This is a genomic window from Acidovorax soli (genome assembly GCF_900107605.1).
Classification (GTDB): Bacteria; Pseudomonadota; Gammaproteobacteria; order Burkholderiales; family Burkholderiaceae_C; genus Acidovorax; species Acidovorax soli.
The window spans coordinates 15,575-34,725 of the sequence record NZ_FNQJ01000028.1 but is presented as its reverse complement, the minus strand read 5'-3'; the positions used below and the strand labels follow the sequence as shown (position 1 = coordinate 34,725).

The window sequence follows — 19,151 nt, the reverse complement described above, 5'->3', positions numbered from 1 at the left end:
GCTGTCATTTTCAGAAGACGACTGCACCATTCAGCGCGGTTTGAAGCCTCTTGTGCATACGGCTCCTGACAGCCAGATATCAGGACTCCTCTGCACGAAACTCGTCTATGCTCAATACTCGTGTGCACCAAAGCGAGATGAGCATGGCGACCGATACCGCACCGATTACCGAGCACGGCGTGGCCACCCTGCCAGAACAGGCATGGGAGCGTGCGCGTCGTCGCGCGGAGATCATTGGGCCGTTGGCGCAGTCGGAGACGGTTGGGCATGAAGCGGCCGACGCGGCAGCCCAGGCATTGGGGCTGTCCCGGCGGCAGGTCTACGTCCTGATCCGCCGTGCCCGGCTAGGATCGGGGCTGGTCACTGACTTGGCTCTTGGGCAGTCGAGCGGTGGCAAAGGTAAAGGCCGCTTGCCGGAGTCGGTCGAACGAATCATCCGCGAGTTACTGCAAAAGCGCTTCCTGACCAAGCAGAAGCGTAGCTTGGCGGCGTTCCACCGCGAAGTTGTGCGGGCGTGCAAGCTGCAAAAGCTGCGGGTGCCGGCGCGCAACACGGTGGCTCTGCGGATCGCCGGCCTCGATCCGCGCGAGGTCACTCACCGCCGGGAAGGACAAGATGCCGCCCGCGACCTGCAAGGTGTTGGTGGTGTTCCGCCACCCGTCTCCGCGCCGCTGGAGCAGGTGCAGATCGACCACACAGTCATCGACCTGATCGTGGTGGACGAGCGCGACCGGCAACCGATTGGCCGTCCATACCTGACCCTCGCCATCGACGTATTCACCCGCTGCGTGGTTGGCATGGTCGTTACGCTGGAAGCCCCGTCCGCCGTCTCGGTCGGCTTGTGCTTGGTGCATGCCGCCTGCGACAAGCGCCCTTGGTTGGAAGGGTTGAACGTAGAGATGGATTGGCCGATGAGCGGCAAGCCCAGACTGCTCTACTTGGACAACGCGGCTGAGTTCAAGAGCGAGGCGCTGCGCCGTGGCTGCGAGCAGCATGGCATCCGGTTGGACTATCGCCCGCTCGGGCAGCCGCACTACGGCGGTATCGTGGAACGGATCATCGGCACGGCGATGCAGATGATCCACGACGAATTGCCGGGGACGACCTTCTCCAATCCTGACCAGCGCGGGGAATACGCCTCCGAGAAGATGGCCGCCCTGACACTGCGCGAGCTGGAGCGCTGGCTCACATTGGCGGTCGGCACCTATCACGGCTCCGTGCACAACGGCCTGCTCCAACCGCCGGCCGCGCGCTGGGCCGAAGCTATCACGCGGACCGGCGTGCCAACCGTCATCACTCGCGCTACGGCTTTTCTGGTCGATTTTCTGCCCATCATCCGCCGCACGCTGACCCGCACCGGCTTCGTCATCGACCACATCCACTACTACGCCGATGCGCTCAAGCCGTGGATAGCTCGGCGGGACCGCTTGCCTGCGTTCCTGATCCGGCGCGACCCGCGCGACATCAGCCGCATATGGGTGCTGGAACCAGAGGGGCAGCACTACCTGGAAATTCCCTACCGTACCTTGTCGCACCCGGCTGTCACCCTATGGGAACAACGGCAGGCGCTGGCGAAATTACGGCAGCAAGGGCGCGAACAGGTGGATGAGTCAGCGCTGTTCCGCATGATCGGCCAGATGCGAGAAATCGTGACCACCGCGCAGAAAGCTACGCGCAAGGCGCGGCGCGACGCGGATCGACGCCAGCATCTCAAGGCAACGGCACCGCCTGTCAAAACCACGCCACCACCAGATGCGGACATGGCTGACCCACAGGCCGACAACCAGCCGCCGGCCAAACCGTTCGACCAGATTGAGGAGTGGTAGCCGTGGACGAATATCCCATCATCGACTTGTCACACCTGCTGCCAGCGGCACAGGGGCTGGCTCGGCTGCCGGCGGACGAGCGCATCCAGCGCCTTCGCGCCGACCGCTGGATCGGCTATCCGCGCGCGGTCGAGGCGCTGAACCGGCTGGAAACCCTGTATGCGTGGCCAAACAAGCAACGCATGCCCAACCTGCTGCTGGTCGGCCCGACCAACAACGGCAAGTCGATGATCGTCGAGAAGTTCCGGCGCACGCATCCGGCCAGCGCCGACGCCGACCAGGAGCACATTCCGGTACTGGTCGTGCAGATGCCATCCGAACCGTCGGTAATCCGCTTCTACGTCGCGCTGCTCGCGGCGATGGGTGCGCCATTGCGACCGCGCCCACGGCTGCCAGAAATGGAACAACTGGCGCTGGCACTGCTGCGCAAGGTCGGCGTGCGCATGCTGGTGATCGACGAGTTGCACAACGTCCTGGCCGGTAACAGCGTCAACCGCCGGGAATTTCTCAATCTCCTGCGCTTCCTCGGCAATGAACTGCGCATCCCACTGGTCGGGGTCGGCACGCGCGACGCCTACCTGGTCATCCGCTCCGATGACCAGTTGGAAAATCGCTTCGAGCCGATGATGCTGCCGGTATGGGAGGCCAACGACGATTGCTGCTCACTGCTGGCCAGCTTCGCCGCTTCGCTTCCACTGCGGCGCCCCTCGTCGATTGCCACGCTGGACATGGCCCGCTACCTGCTCACACGCAGCGAAGGCACCATCGGCGAACTGACGCACTTGCTGATGGCGGCAGCCCTCGCCGCCGTGGAGAGCGGCGAGGAAGCGATCAACCATCGCACGCTGAGCATGGCCGATTACACCGGCCCCAGCGAGCGGCGTCGGCAATTCGAGCGGGAACTGATGTGAAGCCAGCGCCACGCTGGCCACTGCATCCGGCTCCCAGGGAAGGTGAAGCCTTGTCTTCGTGGCTCAACCGCGTGGCCCTTTGCTATCACATAGAGGTGTCCGAGCTGCTGGAGCACGATCTTGGTCACGGTCAGGTTGATGACCTGGACACCGCGCCACCACTGGCGCTGCTGGCGATGCTTTCCCAGCGGAGCGGCATCGAACTGAACCGGCTGCGTTGCATGAGCTTTGCCGGCTGGGTGCCTTGGCTACTGGACAGCCTTGATGATCAGATTCCAGATGCATTGGAGACCTATGCGTTCCAGCTCTCGGTGTTGCTGCCGACACACCGCCGTAAGACGCGATCCATCACGAGCTGGCGTGCCTGGCTGCCCAGCCAGCCGATACACCGCGCCTGTCCGCTATGCCTGAACGATCCGGAGAACCAAGCCGTACTGCTCGCGTGGAAGCTGCCCCTGATGCTGAGCTGCCCGCTGCATGGCTGCCGGCTGGAATCCTATTGGGGCGTGCCAGGGCGGTTTCTAGGCTGGGAGAACGCCGACGCCGAACCGCGCACCGCCAGCGACGCGATTGCGGCGATGGACCAGCGTACCTGGCAGGCACTGACGACCGGTCACCTGGAGCTGCCGCGCCGACGCATCCATGCCGGATTGTGGTTTCGGCTGCTACGCACGCTGCTCGATGAGCTGAACACACCGCTTTCGGCGTGCGGAACCTACGCGGGGTATCTCCGCCAAGTCTGGGAAGGCTGCGGGCATCCGCTGCGTGCTGGGCAAAGTCTGTGGCGACCGTATGAAACCCTGAATCCGGCAGTACGGTTGCAGATGCTGGAGGCGGCGGCAACGGCAATCAGCTTGATTGAGGTGAGGTACATAAGCCCGCCAGGCGAGCAGGCAAAGCTGTTCTGGTCCGAGCCCCAAACAGGGTTCACCAGTGGCCTGCCGACGAAAGCGCCGAAGCCCGAACCCATCAATCACTGGCAGCGTGCAGTCCAGGCCATCGACGAGGCCATCATTGAAGCGCGGCACAACCCCGAGACGGCACGCTCGCTGTTCGCGTTGGCTTCCTATGGTCGGCGCGACCCCGCTTCCCTGGAACAGTTGCGCGCCACCTTCGCGAAGGAAGGCATCGCCACGGAATTTCTGTCACATTATGAGCCTGACGGATCCTTTGCATGTCTTAGACAGAATGACGGGTTAAGTGACAAATTTTGACGACCTTAACTTTCCGGCGCACACTGTCACATAATCGAACGTATATGTGACAGGTACGACATGCTGATAGGCTACATGCGGGTATCGAAGGCGGACGGCTCCCAGGCTACCGATTTGCAGCGCGACGCGCTGATTGCCGCCGGGGTCGATCCAGTACATCTTTACGAGGACCAGGCATCCGGCATGCGCGAGGATCGGCCCGGCTTGACGAGCTGCCTGAAGGCGTTGCGAACTGGCGACACACTGGTCGTGTGGAAACTGGATCGGCTCGGACGCGACCTGCGACATCTCATCAACACCGTGCACGACCTGACTGGGCGCGGCATCGGCTTGAAGGTATTAACCGGGCACGGCGCGGCCATCGACACCACGACCGCCGCCGGCAAGCTGGTCTTTGGCATCTTCGCCGCCCTGGCCGAGTTCGAGCGCGAGTTGATCGCGGAGCGCACGATTGCCGGCCTAGCCTCGGCCCGCGCGCGCGGGCGGAAAGGCGGCCGGCCGTTCAAGATGACCGCCGCCAAGCTGCGGCTGGCGATGGCGGCAATGGGTCAGCCAGAGACCAAGGTCGGCGACCTGTGCCAGGAACTTGGCGTCACGCGGCAGACCCTGTATCGGCATGTTTCACCCAAGGGTGAGCTACGTCCAGATGGCGAGAAGCTACTCAGCCGAATTTGATGCCGGCATGAGGCAACGTAGCGACAGCGTGGTTTGTCTCAATGGGAAGCGCTCATGATCGATCTTTGAAGGCCCGCAGCAGTCGTGTCACAGACAGGACGAACAAACCGGTCAGCGTGAGGGCTGCGATACCCCAGTACTCTCCGATGAACGCGCCGGCCGTCGTGCCGGCCAGCACAATGGCGAGAATCGGCAAATGGCAGGGACAGGTGAGCACGGCCAGCGCGCCCCACAGGTAGCCGGTGATCGGTTTGTGCGTCTCGGACGGCAAGCGCTCGGGGCTGTTCATGGCAGACTCTCCGCGTGCTGTGCCGGCTCGGTCGGCATGGTGGCCAACTGCACCTCCAGATCGGCCAACGCTTCGCGCCGACGCTCGACGAACTGGCGCAGAACGGCAAGCTGCGCGGCCGCTTCATCGCCGTCCGCAGCATCCAGCGCCCGGCACAGCCGCGCCAGCGCGTCCAGGCCGATGCCCGCCTCGAAGGCCGCCCGCACGAAGCACAGCCGTTGCAAGGCGGCATCATCGAACAGGCCATAGCCGCCCGGGGTGCACGCCACCGGACGCAGCAATCCGCGCAGCAGGTAGTCGCGCACGATATGCACGCTCACCCCGGCATCAAGGGCCAGCCGGGACACGGTGTAGGCGCTCATTGAAAACCTCCTTTTTTTATCCAGCGCAGCAGGAAAGCTGCTTCACGTCCTTGTTGAAGGTCTGCGCCGCAAGCTTCAACCCCTCGACCATTGTCAGGTAGGGGAACAACTGGTCGGCCAGTTCCTGCACCGTCATGCGGTTGCGGATGGCGAGCACCGCCGTCTGGATCAGTTCGCCCGCTTCCGGGGCCACCGCCTGCACGCCGATGAGCCGTCCGCTACCTTCCTCGATGACCAGCTTGATGAAGCCGCGTGTGTCGAAGTTGGCAAGCGCTCGCGGAACGTTGTCGAGTGTCAGCGTGCGACTGTCGGTCTCGATGCCATCGTGGTGCGCTTCCGCCTCGCTGTAGCCCACGGTGGCGACTTGCGGGTCGGTGAACACCACTGCCGGCATCGCGGTCAGATTGAGGGCTGCGTCGCCGCCGGTCATGTTGATCGCGGCACGGGTGCCGGCGGCCGCTGCCACGTAGACGAACTGCGGCTGGTCGGTGCAGTCGCCGGCCGCGTAGATGTTCGGGTTGCTCGTGCGCATGCCTTGGTCGATAACGATGGCCCCTTGCGCATTGACAGTGACCCCCGCCGCGTCCAGCGCGAGGCTGCGCGTATTCGGTGCCCGACCGGTGGCAACCAGCAACTTGTCAGCGCGCAATTCACCGTGTCCGGTGGTCAGCACGAATTCGCCGTTCACATGGGCGACCTGGCTGGCTTGCGTGTGCTCCAGCACCTCGATGCCCTCGGCGCGGAAAGCGGCTGTCACGGCCTCGCCGATGGCCGGGTCTTCCCGGAAGAACAAGGTGCTGCGTGCCAGGATCGTGACCTGGCTGCCGAGCCGGGCAAAGGCTTGCGCCAGTTCCAACGCCACCACCGACGAACCGATCACGGCCAGGCGTGCGGGAATGGTGTCGCTGACAAGCGCTTCGGTGGAAGTCCAGTAGGGTGACTCTTTCAGGCCCGGAATCGGCGGCACGGCCGGACTGGCACCGGTGGCGACCAGGCAGCGGTCGAACGTTACCTCGCGCTCGCCACCCTCGTTCAAACGGACGACCAGGCTCTGGTCGTCCTTGAAACGCGCTTCACCGTGCAAAACGGTGATGGCTGGATTGCCGTCCAGGATGCCTTCGTATTTGGCGTGCCGCAGTTCATCGACACGGGCCTGCTGCTGGGCCAGCAGTTTGCTGCGGTCAATCGCAGGCACAGTTGCCGCAATACCGCCGTCGAACGGACTTTCCCGGCGCAGATGGGCAATATGGGCAGCGCGGATCATGATCTTGGACGGCACACAGCCGATATTGACGCAGGTGCCGCCGATGGTGCCGCGTTCGATCAGCGTGACCGTCGCGCCTTGCTCGACGGCCTTCAGCGCCGCCGCCATCGCGGCCCCGCCGCTGCCAATGATGGCGATATGCAAACCGGCGCCCTCAAGTGCATCACGGATTTTTGGTTCATCTTTGAAATCACCAACCCGGATCGAGCCTTGATAACCCAATGCGGCGATGGCGGCCAGCAGTTGGTTGTGGCTCACGGCGGTGTCTGCCATGACTTGCGCGCGGCTTTCTGGATAGGACACCACAGCGGCATTCACGCCGGGAATCTTTTCCAAAGCATCTTTGACATGGGTGGCGCAGGATGTGCAGGTCATGCCATTCACGGTGATTTCGATCATTTTTTTACTCCATTGAATTTCGGGGTGCAGCAGGCATCGGCTTGGCGTTTTCGTTGGATGGCGTAGATGGTCAAGCCGATGAAAATCGCCAGCGCAGGCAGCAGCACATAGTCCAGATAGCCGGTCAGCGCGGACAAGCCGACCACACCGAGCAAAATGACCAGAACAGGGGTGAAGCAACACAGCGCCACGAGGGTTGTGCCAATGATGCTGACCCGCAGCAGTGTCTTCGGGTCTTTCATGATCAGTTCTTGACTGATGATGGGTAGCCCGCATCCTCGGTAGCCTTGGTCAGTTTCTGCACGCTGGTCTTGGCATCATCGAAGGTGACCACCGCTTCGCGCGTCTCGAAGGTCACGTCAACTTTACTGACGCCATCGACCTTGGAAATCGCCTTCTTGACAGTGATCGGACAGGCCGAGCAGGTCATGCCCGGTACGGACAGCGTAACGGTCTGGGTGGCGGCCCACACGGGGGCAACAACGGCAGCGAGGGCAAGGGCGGAAAGCAGCTTTTTCATGGTGAACTCCTGTGATCAATAGAAAAATGGCACGACGTAGGGAAATCCGAGCGCGACCAAAACCAGCACGGCCACGCCCCAGAAAATGAGCTTGTAAGTAGCTCGCACTTGGGGAATCGCGCAAACCTCACCCGGTTTGCAGGCGGCTGACGGCCGGTAGATGCGCCGCCAGGCGAAGAACAACGCCACCAGCGCCACGCCGATAAAGATGGGGCGATAGGGTTCCAACACCGTCAAGTTGCCGATCCAAGCGCCGCTGAACCCCAAGGCGATCAGAACCAGCGGCCCGAGGCAGCAAGCCGAGGCGAGGATGGCGGCCAGCCCGCCAGTGAAGAGCGCGCCGCGCCCGTTTTGAGGTTCAGACATACGTTTGTCCTTTCGAATCTGAATTGGATAGCTTAAGCTTACTTCCGTAGTTATGTACGGAGTCAAGCGATATGGAAAACAATTTGGAGAACCTGACCATTGGCGTTTTCGCCAGGACGGCCGGGGTCAATGTGGAGACCATCCGGTTCTATCAGCGCAAGGGCTTGCTCCCGGAACCGGACAAGCCTTACGGCAGCATTCGCCGCTATGGCGAGACGGATGTAACGCGGGTGCGCTTCGTGAAATCAGCCCAGCGGTTGGGCTTCAGCCTGGATGAGATCGCCGAGCTGCTGCGGCTGGAGGATGGCACCCATTGCGAGGAAGCCAGCAGCCTGGCCGAGCACAAGCTCAAGGACGTGCGCGAGAGGATGGCTGACCTGGCGCGCATGGAGGCCGTGCTGTCTGATTTGGTGTGCGCCTGCCATGCGCGGAAGGGGAACGTTTCCTGCCCGCTGATTGCGTCACTGCAAGGGAAGAAAGAACCGCGCAGTGCGGACGCGGTGTAGCCCGAGGGAACTACGCCTTAGCGTGCTTTATTTTCCGTTTTCTGAGGCGACTCCAACGTCAGAAAAGACCGTGCGGTCGACTTTTGATATTTCGTGCTGTCGCCTTCTGAAAGTGACAGCGGCACGGGAATCAAGGCATTGCGATTCTCGAAAATAGTTCTTGAAATTCTATTCTTGATTGCATATCATCTCAACGAGTTTCGATAAGAAAGGATGCGCATGCGACCGTCTGTTGTGCTTGACATGAAGCGAAGCGCAGTGCGTGAAGCGGTAGGCCGCTTTCGCGCCGCGAACCCGCGCGTCTTCGGCTCGGTGCTGCATGGCACCGACCGGGATGGCAGCGACCTCGACCTGTTGGTCGATGCGCTGCCCGGTGCCACGTTGTTGGACTTGGGCGATTTGGAAGAAGAACTGAAATCGCTGCTCGGCGTTGACGTCGATCTGCTGACTCCCGGCGACCTGCCGCCGAAGTTCCGGGCCAAGGTGCTCGCGGAGGCGCAACCGATATGAGCGAGAACCGCCTGCCCGATTACCTCGACCACATTCAGCAGGCCGCAACCGATGCGCGCAGCTTCGTGGAAGGGATGGCCAAGGACGACTTCTTGGCCGACAAGCGCACCCAGCAGGCCGTCATCATGAGCCTGATCGTCATCGGCGAGGCGGCCACAAAGGTGATGGATGGCTACGTCGAGTTCACCCAGGCGCATGCCGACGTGCCGTGGCGCAGCATGCGCAATATGCGTAATCGCATGGCTCACGGCTATTTCGACATCAACCTCGATGTGGTGTGGGAGACGGTACAGGAATGGCTGCCGGCGTTGCTCCAGCAATTGCCCGCCGTGCGTCAGGATGCCGACGATGAAGACCGTAACGACAAAGGCATGGAGCCATGACCAATCAAGCCGCCGATGTTCGGCCCCTCTGGCGTGTTCGATCCCGCGACCTATGAGCCGCGCTCGGGCAAGACCTTCTGGATGGCCGCAACGGACGTGAGTTCGCTGGTGGGCAAGGAGGCAGCAGCCGACACGCTCATCGGCAACTGCACGACCGCACGACCAGCCTCCCGTTCAAATTCGAGTTAGAACTCATATCCAGCCTGTCTGGGGGCACTGTGAAAAAGGGATCTCCGATGACTGTTGAATCGAGAATATTTTCTGTAGCCGAGTATGTTCAGCCGTCCGAAGGCGAGCCTATTCGTTCCGTTGTGCTTGAAACCCGAGACTCAATTATCGTGGTTTGGCATGTCCATCCCGGGCAGGAAATTGCGGCTCACATTCATCCTCACGGCCAAGACACGTGGACTGTTTTGTCGGGAATGGCTGATTACTTTCAGGGCAATGGGATTGTTCGTGCCCTCAGGGAAGGTGAGATAGCCGTGGCAAGACCGGGCCAAGTGCACGGGGCGCGAAATACAGGTACCGAGCCATTTGTGTTCGTCTCGGTTGTGGCATCAGCCAATGCCGGTTTCGTATTGGCTGAGCGATAGAGCCCAATCTCTGGAGTTGGTCCAATGAGCGGTCGGGGAGATAGGTAACAGACATGCAGCGGACACGGCTGCTAAACCAGGTCGCAAACCTCCTTGCGTCGCAGCGTGCCGCAAGCGACGCGATCAATCGAATGGGGTCGGCATGAGACTGAACACCATCCAGTTCCCGACCGCGTAGCCGCCTGTCCTGCCGATCAGGTCTTGACCATCGACGCCTGGGATCAGTCCTGAATGTTCTTGGAGACCACTACGTTATGAGCCGCAGCCGCCGCAAAACACCCATCGTCGGGCACACGACCTGCGGCAGCGAGCGCGAGGACAAGAAGCTCTGGCATCAGCGCTGGCGCACCCGTGAGCGCACGGCGCTGACCAGCGCGTCGCCCGAAGCCCTGAGCGCCCATCTGCCCCTGCTGGAAAACCAGGCCAGCAGCGTCTGGTCGATGGGCAAGGATGGCCGCTCCTACTGGCCCGTCAAGCGCCAGGCCGCCACGGCGGATCGCATCGCCAATCACAAGGGACGCAACCCGCAAGAACGCGCCTCCCTGAAAAAGCGCCTGCTGCGCAAGTGGATGAGCAAATGAAGCTCTCCTTCCATCAGCACATTGCGCTGTTCTGGATGATCGGTGCTCCGGGCGTCTTCGCGCCCGTGATCGAGAACGCCAAGCGGCCCGATGCCGGCGCCGTCATGGCGTGGGGTGTCGCGATCGTGGCGGTGATGATCCTCTTCACCCCTTTGCTGCTGCGCTGTCCACCATTCCGGCGCTGGTATGGCCGGACGGATGCGCTGTCGGAGCGGCAGCGCCAGGCGCTTGCCGAGCGCGGCCTGCGCCGCTACTACCAGACCGCTTTCGATGACGGCTACGTGCCCCGCGTGATGCCCTACGTGTGGCGCATCATCTGGACGGTCGGCGGGTTGATGGCTGTGACCGCCGTACTGCCTACCAACACCGGACGGCCAGCCTTCGATGCCTTGGTGGTCTTCTCGACCTGGTATCCGATAGGCGTGATGCTGCTGGTTTTCGCGTCGAGGCCCCTTGGCCGGTTGATTCGCCAAAGAGCACAGGAGCGGCGGAAATGAGCACGTCAACCATCGAGGCGCTGGCCAGCGCCTGGGCAAGGATTGCCGAGGAAGCGGAATTCCCCGCTGACTACGAGGGGACTGCCACACCACAAGCGCATCGGGCTAGCGAAGCTATTCAGGAGCAGATTCGGGAGCGCATCGTCGCCACCAACGACATGCGGCTGTTCAGCCTGCTGCACCTGCTGGGTCAGGCGTCGCTGCGCATGGAGCAAGCGCTGTGGCCGGAGGATTACGAGCGGATGACGCGCGAGGTTGAGGAAGCCCTGCGGCAAGCCACCGACGCCAACGCCAGATCGTACACCCACGAAGAAGTGATGCAGGCGATGCAGGAACGCATCGACCGGGCGCGAGACAAGCCATGTTGATTGGCTATGCGCGCGTCTCGACGCAGGATCAGAACCTGGAGCTGCAACGCGAAGCCTTGAGCAAGGCCGGATGTAAAAAGGTCTTCGAGGACAAGGTGAGTGGCACGCGGGCAGACCGGCCTGGCTTGGCCAAGACGCTCGAAATGCTGCGCGAAGGCGATACTTTGGTCGTCTGGAAGCTCGACCGGCTGGGCCGGTCGGTCAAGCAACTGGTCGATCTGGTCGGCGATCTGCACAAGCACGGTGTCCAGTTCAGGAGCCTCACCGACTCCATCGACACCGGCACACCATCCGGGCGGTTCTTCTTCCACGTCATGGCGAGCCTTGCCGAAATGGAGCGCGAGCTGACCGTCGAGCGCACCCGCGCCGGGCTGGAAGTCGCCAAGCAGCTCGGCCGCAAAGGCGGCCGCAAGCCGAAGATGACCGACAGCAAGATCGAGTCGGCCAAGAAGCTGCTGGCCAGCGGGGTGCCGCCCAAGGACGTGGCCAAGAACCTCGGCGTGTCCATTCCGACGCTGTACCGCTGGGTGCCAGCCTCCACGCACGCTTAGCGTGCTTTATTTTCCGTTTTCTGAGACGACCCCACCTTGGAGTACTGCCATGACACAGATGCACGCCCATACTTTCCGCATTTCCGTAAATCCGGCCTCAATCCTGGCTCGCCTGCGGCGCCTGGCCGGCCCCGCGCACCACGGCCTGCTGACGGCCGCCGTGATGCTGACGACGGCTGGCACGGCACGGGCCGCCGGTTCGTCGATGCCCTGGGAAGGTCCGCTCGAATCCATTCTCGAATCCATCCAGGGGCCGGTCGCGCGCATCGTCGCGGTCATCATCATCATCGCCACCGGCTTGGCGCTCGCCTTCGGCGACACGAGCGGCGGCTTCCGCAAGCTGATCCAGATCGTGTTCGGTCTGACCATTGCGTTCGCGGCGTCGAGCTTCTTCCTGTCGTTCTTCAGCTTCTCCGGCGGGGCCGTCGTATGAGCACGGCCAGCGACTTGCCGGGCTTCGAGGTGCCACTGCACCGCTCGCTGACCGAGCCGATTCTGATGGGCGGCGCACCGCGCACTGTAGCGATCGCCAACGGGACACTGGCCGCTGCCGTTGGCCTGGGCATGCAACTGTGGATTCCCGGCGTCGTGCTCTGGATCGTCGGCCATTCGCTGGCGGTTTGGGGAGCTCGCGTCGATCCGCAGTTCATGCAGGTGTTTGCCAAGCACCTCAAGCACAAGCCGCTGTTGGACGTCTGACGAGGAGATGCCGCGATGCTGAATCTCGCCGAATACCGTCAGCGCCCGTCCTTGCTTGCCGATTGGTTGCCATGGGCCGGACTGGTCGCGCCGGGTGTCGTCTTGAACAAGGACGGCAGTTTCCAGCGCACGGCGCGCTTTCGTGGGCCTGATTTGGACAGTGCCACTCAAGGCGAACTCATCGCCACGACGGCACGCCTGAACAACGCGCTGCGCCGACTCGGCGCTGGCTGGGCGTTGTTCGTCGAAGCCGAACGCCGGCCGGCGGCGGATTATCCGCACTCGGATTTCCCCGAACCGTTGTCGTGGCTGGTGGACGAAGAACGGCGCGCGACCTTCGAGGAATCAGGCCACCACTTCGAGAGCGGCTATCACCTCACGCTGCAATACCTACCGGCGGAGGAATCCCGTGCCCGTGCGGCCAAGCTGCTGTACGAGAACACGCCGACCGCCGGCGTGGACTGGCGCGAACGCCTGACCGCGTTCGTCGCGGAAACCGGGCGCGTCTTCGACCTACTCGATGGCGTGATGCCGGAGATCAACTGGCTCGACGACGCCGAAACACTGACCTACCTGCACGCGACCGTCTCGACGCGGCGCTACCGCATCGGTGTGCCGGACGTGCCGTTCCACCTTGACGCGCTTCTGGCCGACACGCCCTTGATCGGCGGCCTCGCACCGATGCTCGGCGACCAGCACCTGCGGGTCGTCACGGTGCGTGGCTTCCCAACCTCGACTTGGCCGGGGATTCTGGACGACCTCAACCGGCTGGGCTTCGCTTACCGCTGGAGCACGCGCTTTCTGTGCATGGACAAGTCGGAGGCCGAAAAGGAACTCGGCCGCCTGCGCCGGCAGTGGTTCGCCAAGCGCAAGAACGTGGTGGCGCTTCTGCGCGAAACCATCTTCCAGCAGGAAAGCCCGTTGGTGGATACCGACGCCAGCAACAAATCGGCGGACGCCGATACGGCCTTGCAGGAACTCGGCAGCGATCAAGTCGCCTTCGGCTACGTCACCGCGACTGTGACGGTGCTCGATACCGATGCCGACACGGCTGACGAGAAGCTGCGCATGGTGGAGCGCGCGATTCAGGGGCGGGGCTTCGTGACGATTCCCGAAACCCTCAATTCGGTGGAGGCGTGGCTGTCGTCGGTGCCAGGCAACGCCTACGCCAACGTGCGCCAGCCCATCGTGTCGACGCTGAACCTCGCGCACCTGATGCCGGTGTCGGCGGTGTGGGCCGGGCCGGAGAAGAACGAGCATCTCGACGGCCCGCCGCTGATCGTCACCCGCACCGAAGGCGCGACGCCGTTCCGGCTAGTGACGCACATCGGCGACGTAGGCCATACGCTGATCGCAGGTCCGACGGGCATGGGGAAATCCGTGTTGCTCGCCACGCTGGCGATGCAGTTCCGCCGCTATCCCGGCTCACGCATTTTCGCCTTCGACATGGGTCGCTCCATGCGGGCGACAGCGCTGGGCCTGGGCGGCGAATACTACGACCTCGGCGCTGATGGCGCGATCGCCTTCCAGCCGCTCGCGCGCATCGACCACGAGGGCTACCGAACCTGGGCCGCCGAATGGGTCGAAGGCCGCCTGTTGCACGAAGGCGTAGCTGTCGGCCCCGATGAGAAGGCCGCCATTTGGTCAGCGCTCGGCAGCCTCGCCGGCGCCCCGGTCGAGCAGCGCACGCTCACCGGCTTGTCGGTGCTGCTGCAATCGAACGCGCTGCGGCAGGCGCTCGCGCCCTACGTGCTCGGCGGCGCGCACGGCAAGCTACTTGACGCCGATCACGACCGCCTGGGCGCGGCCGACGTGCAGTGCTTCGAGATGGAGGAGTTGATGCACAGCAAGGCTGCGGTACTAGCCGTGCTGGGCTACCTGTTCGCACGCTTCGATGAGCGGTTCGACGGTGCGCCGACCCTGCTGATCCTCGATGAGTCCTGGCTGTTCCTCGACGACCCGGTATTCGCCGCGCGCATCCGCCAATGGCTCAAGACGCTGCGCAAGAAGAACGTCAGCGTCATCTTCGCCACGCAGTCGCTCGCCGACATCAAGGATTCGAGCATCGCTCCCGCGATCATCGAAAGCTGCGCCAGCCGCATCTTTCTGCCGAACCCTCAGGCAACCGAGCCGCAGATTCGCACGATCTACGAAGGCTTTGGCCTCAACAGCCGCCAGATCGAGATCGTCGCCACCGCGCAGCCCAAACGCGACTACTACTACCAATCCCGTGCAGGCAATCGCCTGTTCGACCTCGATTTGGGGCCCGTCACGCTCGCATTCGCGGGCGCCTCGACGCCCCAGGACCAGCGCGCCATCGACGGCGTGCTTACCGATGCCGGTGCACCGGGCTTTGCCGGTGCCTGGCTGCGCCATCGCGGCCTTGATTGGGCGGCCGACCTGCTGCCGTCCGCACCGTCCGCCGCGTCCTTCCTCGCTCGTCAACCTCTGGAGGTTTCGCCATGAAGATTCGCCTTGTCACCCTCGCTGTTGCCGCGTTGATCGGTGTCATGCCCGCTGCGCAAGCGCAGTGGGTTGTCGTCGATCCGACCAACCTTGTGCAGAACACGTTGACTGCGGTTCGCACGCTGGAGCAAATCAATAACCAGATTCAACAACTCCAGAACCAGGCGCAGTCGCTGATAAATCAGGGGCGCAACCTGGCGAGCCTGCCTTTCGACGTGGTCAACCGGCTGCGCTCGACGCTGGCGACCACCCAGCAACTCATCACGCAGGCGCAAGGGCTGGCGTTCCAAGTGCAGAGCATGGATCAGCAGTTCGCGCAGTTGTACCCGCAGCAGTACGCCGCGACCGTGAGCGGCAATCAGATGTACCAGGACGCGCACCAGCGTTGGCAGAACACGCTCAATGGCTTGCAGACCGCGATGCAGATGCAGGCGCAGGTGTCGCAGAACGTGACCGAAGACGAGGGTGTTTTGACGGATCTCGTAGGCCAAAGCCAGTCGGCTACCGGCGCCTTGCAAGCCATGCAGGCGACCAACCAACTCTTGGCCTTGCAAGCGAAGCAGTCCGTCCAGTCACAACAGCTCCAGCTCACGCAGGGACGTGCCACGGCACTGGAACTGGCGCGGCAGGCCGCTGCCGTCGAACGTGGGCGCGAGGTGACGCGGCGCTTCCTCGGCACCGGCACGGCGTACAGGCCGCAGTCGGTCAATTTCTACGGCAACTGACGGGCATAGCCATGAAACGCGCGCCCATCCTGTTCGCCTTCGCGTGCCTGCTGGCCGGCTGCAACCGGCCGCAGGCATTGTCGGTCGATGCGCTGGCCGCTGATCCGGCGCAGCTGCACGCGTTGCGTGCGCAGTGCCACCGTGGCGAACACGACGACGGGTTCTGCGCGCGAGTGGACCAGGCAGACCTACGCCGCTTCCTCTCCGGGCGGGCCGGGCCAGGTGAATACCAAACGCTGGCTGACCTGCCGCCGATCCCGGCCAGCTTCGACGGCCCCAGCACGCCGACGGAGGAACGGCCATGAACGACGTTTCCATCATTGACCATTTTCTCAACGTCTTTTCTACCTACATCGACTCCGGCTTCGGTCTGCTGCGCGGCGAAGTCGCGTTCCTGACCGCGACGCTGGTGGCGATCGACATGACGCTCGCCGGGTTGTATTGGGCGCTCGGCCATGCGACCGGCCAGGGCGACGACGTGATGGCGAAGCTCATTCGCAAGGTGCTCTACGTCGGCGCCTTCGCCTACATCATCGGCAATTTCAACATGCTGGCCAGCATCGTGTTTCGCTCTTTCGCCGGCTTGGGCCTGACAGCGTCCGGCTCGACCGTGAGCATGGCGACGTTCCTGCAACCGGGACACCTCGCTAAGTCCGGCATTGACGCGGCGGCGCCGATCCTTCAACAGATAAGTGAGATGGCAGGCTTTCCGGAAGTGTTTGTCAACATCGCGCCCATCGTCGTGATGTTCCTCGCCTGGTTCATCGTCATCCTCAGCTTCTTTGTGCTGGCGGTGCAGCTCTTCGTCACGCTGATCGAGTTCAAGCTGACCACGCTCGCCGGCTTCGTGCTGGTGCCGTTCGCGCTTTGGAACAAGACCGCGTTCCTCGCTGAAAAGGTGCTCGGTAACGTCGTGTCGTCGGGCATCAAGGTATTGGTGCTGGCTGTCATCGTCGGCATCGGTACGGGGTTGTTCGCAGAGTTCCCGACCACGCCGGGCGAGCCTTCCATAGACCATGCGCTGGTGGTGATGCTGGCGTCGTTGGCAATGCTTGCGCTGGGCATCTTCGGGCCAGGCATCGCCACCGGGTTGATTTCAGGCGGCCCACAACTCGGTGCTGGCGCGATGGCTGGCGCCGCCCTGGGTGCGGCGGGGACCGCAGTCGCAGTCGGCGCTGCCGCTACCGGCGTCGGTAGCGCTGTGGTGGCTGGAGCGCGCATGGCACCAGCTGCCGCCAGCGCCATCGGCAGCGGCGCCCGCGCCGCTGCCTCGACCGCCAGCAGCGCACGGTCGGCGTTTCAGGTCGGTTCCGCCTCTGCCGGCGGTGGTGCGAAAGGTGCAATGGCGGGCCTAGGTAACGTCGCCAAGACCGGCGCGCAGGCGGTCGGCCAGAGGGCCGCCGCTAGCGCGCGCTCAATCGGGCAGCGCGCCGCTGCCGCCTTCCGCTCGGATGGTGCGGAACAGGCGTCCGGTGGTGGCGCAACGGCCGGTGCTGCCGCATCAGGCCCGACCGCCGCAGGCGAAGCCGCCGCGAATAGCGCCAACCAACAACAACCCGCCTGGGCCAAGCGGCTGCATCGCCGCCAGCAGATATCCCATGCCGCCACCACTGCCGCACACACGCTGCGCGGCGGGGACGGCGGCGGCTCGGGCAGCGGACCAAGCCTTACCGATTCCGATTCTTGAGGAGAACCAGCTATGCGATTCAAACGACCGCAGGTGCGCTACGCCGATACGCCGCAGCCTGCCACCCCGTATCAAGCCGCCGCGCAGGTATGGGACGAGCGCATCGGCTCGGCCCGGGTGCAGGCGAAGAATTGGCGGCTGATGGCCTTTGGCTGCCTCGCGCTGGCGCTCTTGATGGCGGGCGGCCTGGTTTGGCGCTCGGCGCAGTCCATCGTCACGCCCTACGTGGTGGAGGTGGACAAGACCGGCCAGGTGCGCGCGATCGGCGAGGCCGCCACGCCGTACCGGCCAGCAGATGCACAGGTCGCCTACCACTTGGCGCACTTCATCACGCTGGTTCGGTCGCTGTCGATTGACCCCATCGTGGTACGGCAGAACTGGCTGGATGCCTACGACTACACCACCGATCGCGGCGCAGCGGTACTCAACGACTACGCGCACACGAATGATCCGTTCGCGCGCGTCGGCAAGGAGTCGGTAACCGTGCAGATCACCAGCGTCGTTCGCGCCAGCGATTCGTCGTTCAACGTGCGCTGGACGGAGCAGCGTTTCGTCAACGGCGCGCCGGCGGGCACCCAACGCTGGAACGCCGTGATTTCCATCGTCCTGCAAACCCCGCGCACCGAGCAACGCCTGCGCAAGAACCCGCTGGGCATCTACGTCAACGGCTTGTCGTGGAGCCGCGAACTGGATGCGTCCGAAGGAGCCAAGCCATGAACCTGTCTTTCCGCTTTTACGCTTTTGTGCTGACTTTGGCGGCCACCGCGTCGTCACTGATGGGCTGCGCCTCGCAGGGCAAGCCCCCGCCGCGCATCTCGCTCGATGAGCCGGTGCTGGCGCAACCGTTGCCCGAACCACCGAAGCCGGTGGAAGTGGTGGAGGTGCCGAAGGTGCTGCCGATGCCGGCGCAGATGAAGCCGCTGCCTGACGTGGACGAAGTCAAGCCCGCGCCGGAGCCGGCCGACGAAACCGTGCGAGTCTCGCGTGCCAACGCCGAGGCGCGCATGGCGCCGACGCGCGAGGGCTACGTCAACGCGATTCAGGTGTGGCCTTTCACCGACGGCGCGCTGTATCAGGTCTACGCTGCGCCGGGGCGCGTCACCGTCGTGTCCCTACAGCCGGGCGAGGAACTGGTGACGGTCGCCGCCGGCGACACGGTGCGTTGGATCGTTGGCGATACGTCCAGCGGCGCCGGCGCCGAGCTGCGCGTCAACGTGCTGGTGAAGCCCACCCGGTCGGGTCTCAAGACCAATCTGGTCGTCACCACGAACCGCAGGACATACCTGCTGGAACTGACCTCGACGGAAAAAGCGTGGATGGCATCGGTGTCTTGGGACTATCCGAAAGATCGGATGTTGGCCTTGCAGCGCCAGTCGCAGGCCGCGCAGGCGACGGCGCCGGTCGATACCGGCCTGTCGCTGGAGAAGATCCGCTTCCGCTACGCGGTCAGCGGCAGCAATCCACCGTGGAAGCCATTGCGCGCTTTCGACGACGGCGAGAAGGTCTATATCCAGTTCCCGGGAGGCATCGCGCAGGGCGAGTTGCCTCCCTTGTTCGTGATCGGCGCTCAGGGCGACGGGCAACTGGTGAACTACCGCTTCCGCTCACCGTACTACATCGTGGATCGGCTGTTCGGCGCGGCCGAACTTCGCTTGGGCGGGGACAAGGGCGACGTGGTGCGCATCGAGCGCACGGATGGCACGCGGGGGAAATGACCATGAGCCAGGACGAAACCCCAGATGTGCCGATTCCCGACACT

27 protein-coding genes are annotated in these 19,151 nt (G+C 63.6%); 21 read left to right on the top strand and 6 right to left on the bottom strand.

Annotated elements, in window-relative coordinates; all coding sequences use genetic code 11:
- Positions 1–107 precede the first annotated feature (107 nt).
- Genes BLW02_RS15520 through BLW02_RS15505 form a run of 4 tightly spaced genes read left to right on the top strand, consistent with a single transcriptional unit; the run spans position 108 to position 4,626 of the window.
- Positions 108–1,826 (top strand): Mu transposase C-terminal domain-containing protein, encoded by a 1,719-nt coding sequence (locus tag BLW02_RS15520; protein WP_013521181.1) that lies wholly within the window; start codon positions 108–110, stop codon positions 1,824–1,826.
- Between the two features lie 2 nt (positions 1,827–1,828).
- Positions 1,829–2,737: a TniB family NTP-binding protein gene (locus BLW02_RS15515; protein WP_011137966.1), complete on the top strand. Its 909-nt coding sequence runs from the start codon at positions 1,829–1,831 to the stop codon at positions 2,735–2,737.
- A complete protein-coding gene (locus tag BLW02_RS15510) occupies positions 2,734–3,951 on the top strand; it encodes a TniQ family protein (RefSeq protein WP_011137967.1) in 1,218 nt (405 codons plus the stop codon). Before BLW02_RS15515 ends, BLW02_RS15510 begins: the two co-directional genes overlap by 4 nt.
- A 60-nt stretch (positions 3,952–4,011) precedes the next feature.
- Complete coding sequence (locus BLW02_RS15505; protein WP_000904941.1) at positions 4,012–4,626, top strand: recombinase family protein; 615 nt, start codon at positions 4,012–4,014, stop codon at positions 4,624–4,626.
- Between the two features lie 52 nt (positions 4,627–4,678).
- Here the strand turns inward: BLW02_RS15505 and merE are convergent, their stop codons facing one another.
- The 6 genes from merE to merT are packed head-to-tail and all read right to left on the bottom strand — an operon-like array spanning position 4,679 to position 7,826.
- A complete protein-coding gene (gene merE, locus BLW02_RS15500; protein ID WP_001087809.1) occupies positions 4,679–4,915 on the bottom strand; it encodes a broad-spectrum mercury transporter MerE in 237 nt (78 codons plus the stop codon).
- Positions 4,912–5,277, bottom strand: coding sequence for a mercury resistance co-regulator MerD (gene merD / locus BLW02_RS15495; protein ID WP_003465059.1), 366 nt, complete (start codon positions 5,275–5,277; stop codon positions 4,912–4,914). Before merD ends, merE begins: the two co-directional genes overlap by 4 nt.
- Positions 5,278–5,293: 16 nt before the next feature.
- Positions 5,294–6,940 (bottom strand): mercury(II) reductase, encoded by a 1,647-nt coding sequence (gene merA, locus BLW02_RS15490; protein WP_092699996.1) that lies wholly within the window; start codon positions 6,938–6,940, stop codon positions 5,294–5,296.
- The gene (merF, locus tag BLW02_RS15485) at positions 6,937–7,182 is read right to left on the bottom strand and encodes a mercury resistance system transport protein MerF (protein ID WP_000654684.1); all 246 of its coding nucleotides are present in this window, start codon (positions 7,180–7,182) and stop codon (positions 6,937–6,939) included. The genes merA and merF overlap by 4 nt, the downstream gene beginning before the upstream one ends.
- A 2-nt stretch (positions 7,183–7,184) precedes the next feature.
- On the bottom strand, positions 7,185–7,460 hold the full coding sequence (merP, locus tag BLW02_RS15480; protein WP_000735441.1) for a mercury resistance system periplasmic binding protein MerP: 276 nt from the start codon (positions 7,458–7,460) through the stop codon (positions 7,185–7,187).
- 15 nt (positions 7,461–7,475) lie between these two features.
- The gene (merT, locus tag BLW02_RS15475; protein WP_001294667.1) at positions 7,476–7,826 is read right to left on the bottom strand and encodes a mercuric ion transporter MerT; all 351 of its coding nucleotides are present in this window, start codon (positions 7,824–7,826) and stop codon (positions 7,476–7,478) included.
- Between the two features lie 71 nt (positions 7,827–7,897).
- Between merT and merR the strand changes: the two genes are divergently transcribed.
- The 17 genes from merR (at position 7,898) to trbG (ending at position 19,107) form a co-directional block, all read left to right on the top strand.
- Positions 7,898–8,332: an Hg(II)-responsive transcriptional regulator gene (gene merR, locus BLW02_RS15470; RefSeq protein ID WP_000429838.1), complete on the top strand. Its 435-nt coding sequence runs from the start codon at positions 7,898–7,900 to the stop codon at positions 8,330–8,332.
- Between the two features lie 219 nt (positions 8,333–8,551).
- Positions 8,552–8,842 (top strand): nucleotidyltransferase family protein, encoded by a 291-nt coding sequence (locus BLW02_RS15460; RefSeq protein ID WP_001247892.1) that lies wholly within the window; start codon positions 8,552–8,554, stop codon positions 8,840–8,842.
- Positions 8,839–9,225, top strand: coding sequence for a HepT-like ribonuclease domain-containing protein (locus BLW02_RS15455; RefSeq protein WP_003100872.1), 387 nt, complete (start codon positions 8,839–8,841; stop codon positions 9,223–9,225). Before BLW02_RS15460 ends, BLW02_RS15455 begins: the two co-directional genes overlap by 4 nt.
- A gap of 15 nt (positions 9,226–9,240) precedes the next feature.
- A complete protein-coding gene (locus BLW02_RS20045) occupies positions 9,241–9,414 on the top strand; it encodes a hypothetical protein (RefSeq protein ID WP_003154411.1) in 174 nt (57 codons plus the stop codon).
- A gap of 47 nt (positions 9,415–9,461) precedes the next feature.
- The gene (locus BLW02_RS15450; protein WP_003465043.1) at positions 9,462–9,818 is read left to right on the top strand and encodes a cupin domain-containing protein; all 357 of its coding nucleotides are present in this window, start codon (positions 9,462–9,464) and stop codon (positions 9,816–9,818) included.
- 254 nt (positions 9,819–10,072) lie between these two features.
- The gene (locus tag BLW02_RS15445; RefSeq protein WP_003100858.1) at positions 10,073–10,399 is read left to right on the top strand and encodes a hypothetical protein; all 327 of its coding nucleotides are present in this window, start codon (positions 10,073–10,075) and stop codon (positions 10,397–10,399) included.
- The gene (locus BLW02_RS15440) at positions 10,396–10,896 is read left to right on the top strand and encodes a hypothetical protein (RefSeq protein ID WP_003100856.1); all 501 of its coding nucleotides are present in this window, start codon (positions 10,396–10,398) and stop codon (positions 10,894–10,896) included. The genes BLW02_RS15445 and BLW02_RS15440 overlap by 4 nt, the downstream gene beginning before the upstream one ends.
- On the top strand, positions 10,893–11,264 hold the full coding sequence (locus BLW02_RS15435; RefSeq protein WP_003100853.1) for a hypothetical protein: 372 nt from the start codon (positions 10,893–10,895) through the stop codon (positions 11,262–11,264). The genes BLW02_RS15440 and BLW02_RS15435 overlap by 4 nt, the downstream gene beginning before the upstream one ends.
- Complete coding sequence (locus tag BLW02_RS15430) at positions 11,258–11,815, top strand: recombinase family protein (RefSeq protein WP_003100847.1); 558 nt, start codon at positions 11,258–11,260, stop codon at positions 11,813–11,815. Before BLW02_RS15435 ends, BLW02_RS15430 begins: the two co-directional genes overlap by 7 nt.
- Positions 11,816–11,864: 49 nt before the next feature.
- Positions 11,865–12,248, top strand: coding sequence for a TrbC/VirB2 family type IV secretion system protein (locus BLW02_RS15425; RefSeq protein ID WP_014995132.1), 384 nt, complete (start codon positions 11,865–11,867; stop codon positions 12,246–12,248).
- Positions 12,245–12,514, top strand: coding sequence for a VirB3 family type IV secretion system protein (locus BLW02_RS15420; protein WP_026437607.1), 270 nt, complete (start codon positions 12,245–12,247; stop codon positions 12,512–12,514). Before BLW02_RS15425 ends, BLW02_RS15420 begins: the two co-directional genes overlap by 4 nt.
- 15 nt (positions 12,515–12,529) lie before the next feature.
- The gene (trbE, locus tag BLW02_RS15415; RefSeq protein WP_026437606.1) at positions 12,530–14,980 is read left to right on the top strand and encodes a conjugal transfer protein TrbE; all 2,451 of its coding nucleotides are present in this window, start codon (positions 12,530–12,532) and stop codon (positions 14,978–14,980) included.
- Complete coding sequence (gene trbJ, locus BLW02_RS15410) at positions 14,977–15,705, top strand: P-type conjugative transfer protein TrbJ (RefSeq protein WP_026437605.1); 729 nt, start codon at positions 14,977–14,979, stop codon at positions 15,703–15,705. Before trbE ends, trbJ begins: the two co-directional genes overlap by 4 nt.
- Before the next feature lie 11 nt (positions 15,706–15,716).
- On the top strand, positions 15,717–16,010 hold the full coding sequence (locus BLW02_RS15405; RefSeq protein ID WP_026437604.1) for an EexN family lipoprotein: 294 nt from the start codon (positions 15,717–15,719) through the stop codon (positions 16,008–16,010).
- Positions 16,007–17,392, top strand: coding sequence for a P-type conjugative transfer protein TrbL (gene trbL / locus BLW02_RS15400; RefSeq protein ID WP_026437603.1), 1,386 nt, complete (start codon positions 16,007–16,009; stop codon positions 17,390–17,392). The genes BLW02_RS15405 and trbL overlap by 4 nt, the downstream gene beginning before the upstream one ends.
- A 12-nt stretch (positions 17,393–17,404) precedes the next feature.
- Positions 17,405–18,109 carry a conjugal transfer protein TrbF gene (gene trbF, locus BLW02_RS15395; RefSeq protein ID WP_026437602.1) on the top strand — a complete coding sequence of 235 codons (705 nt, stop codon included), beginning with the start codon at positions 17,405–17,407 and terminating at the stop codon, positions 18,107–18,109.
- Positions 18,106–19,107, top strand: coding sequence for a P-type conjugative transfer protein TrbG (trbG, locus tag BLW02_RS15390; RefSeq protein WP_026437601.1), 1,002 nt, complete (start codon positions 18,106–18,108; stop codon positions 19,105–19,107). Before trbF ends, trbG begins: the two co-directional genes overlap by 4 nt.
- The last annotated feature ends 44 nt before the right edge of the window (positions 19,108–19,151 follow it).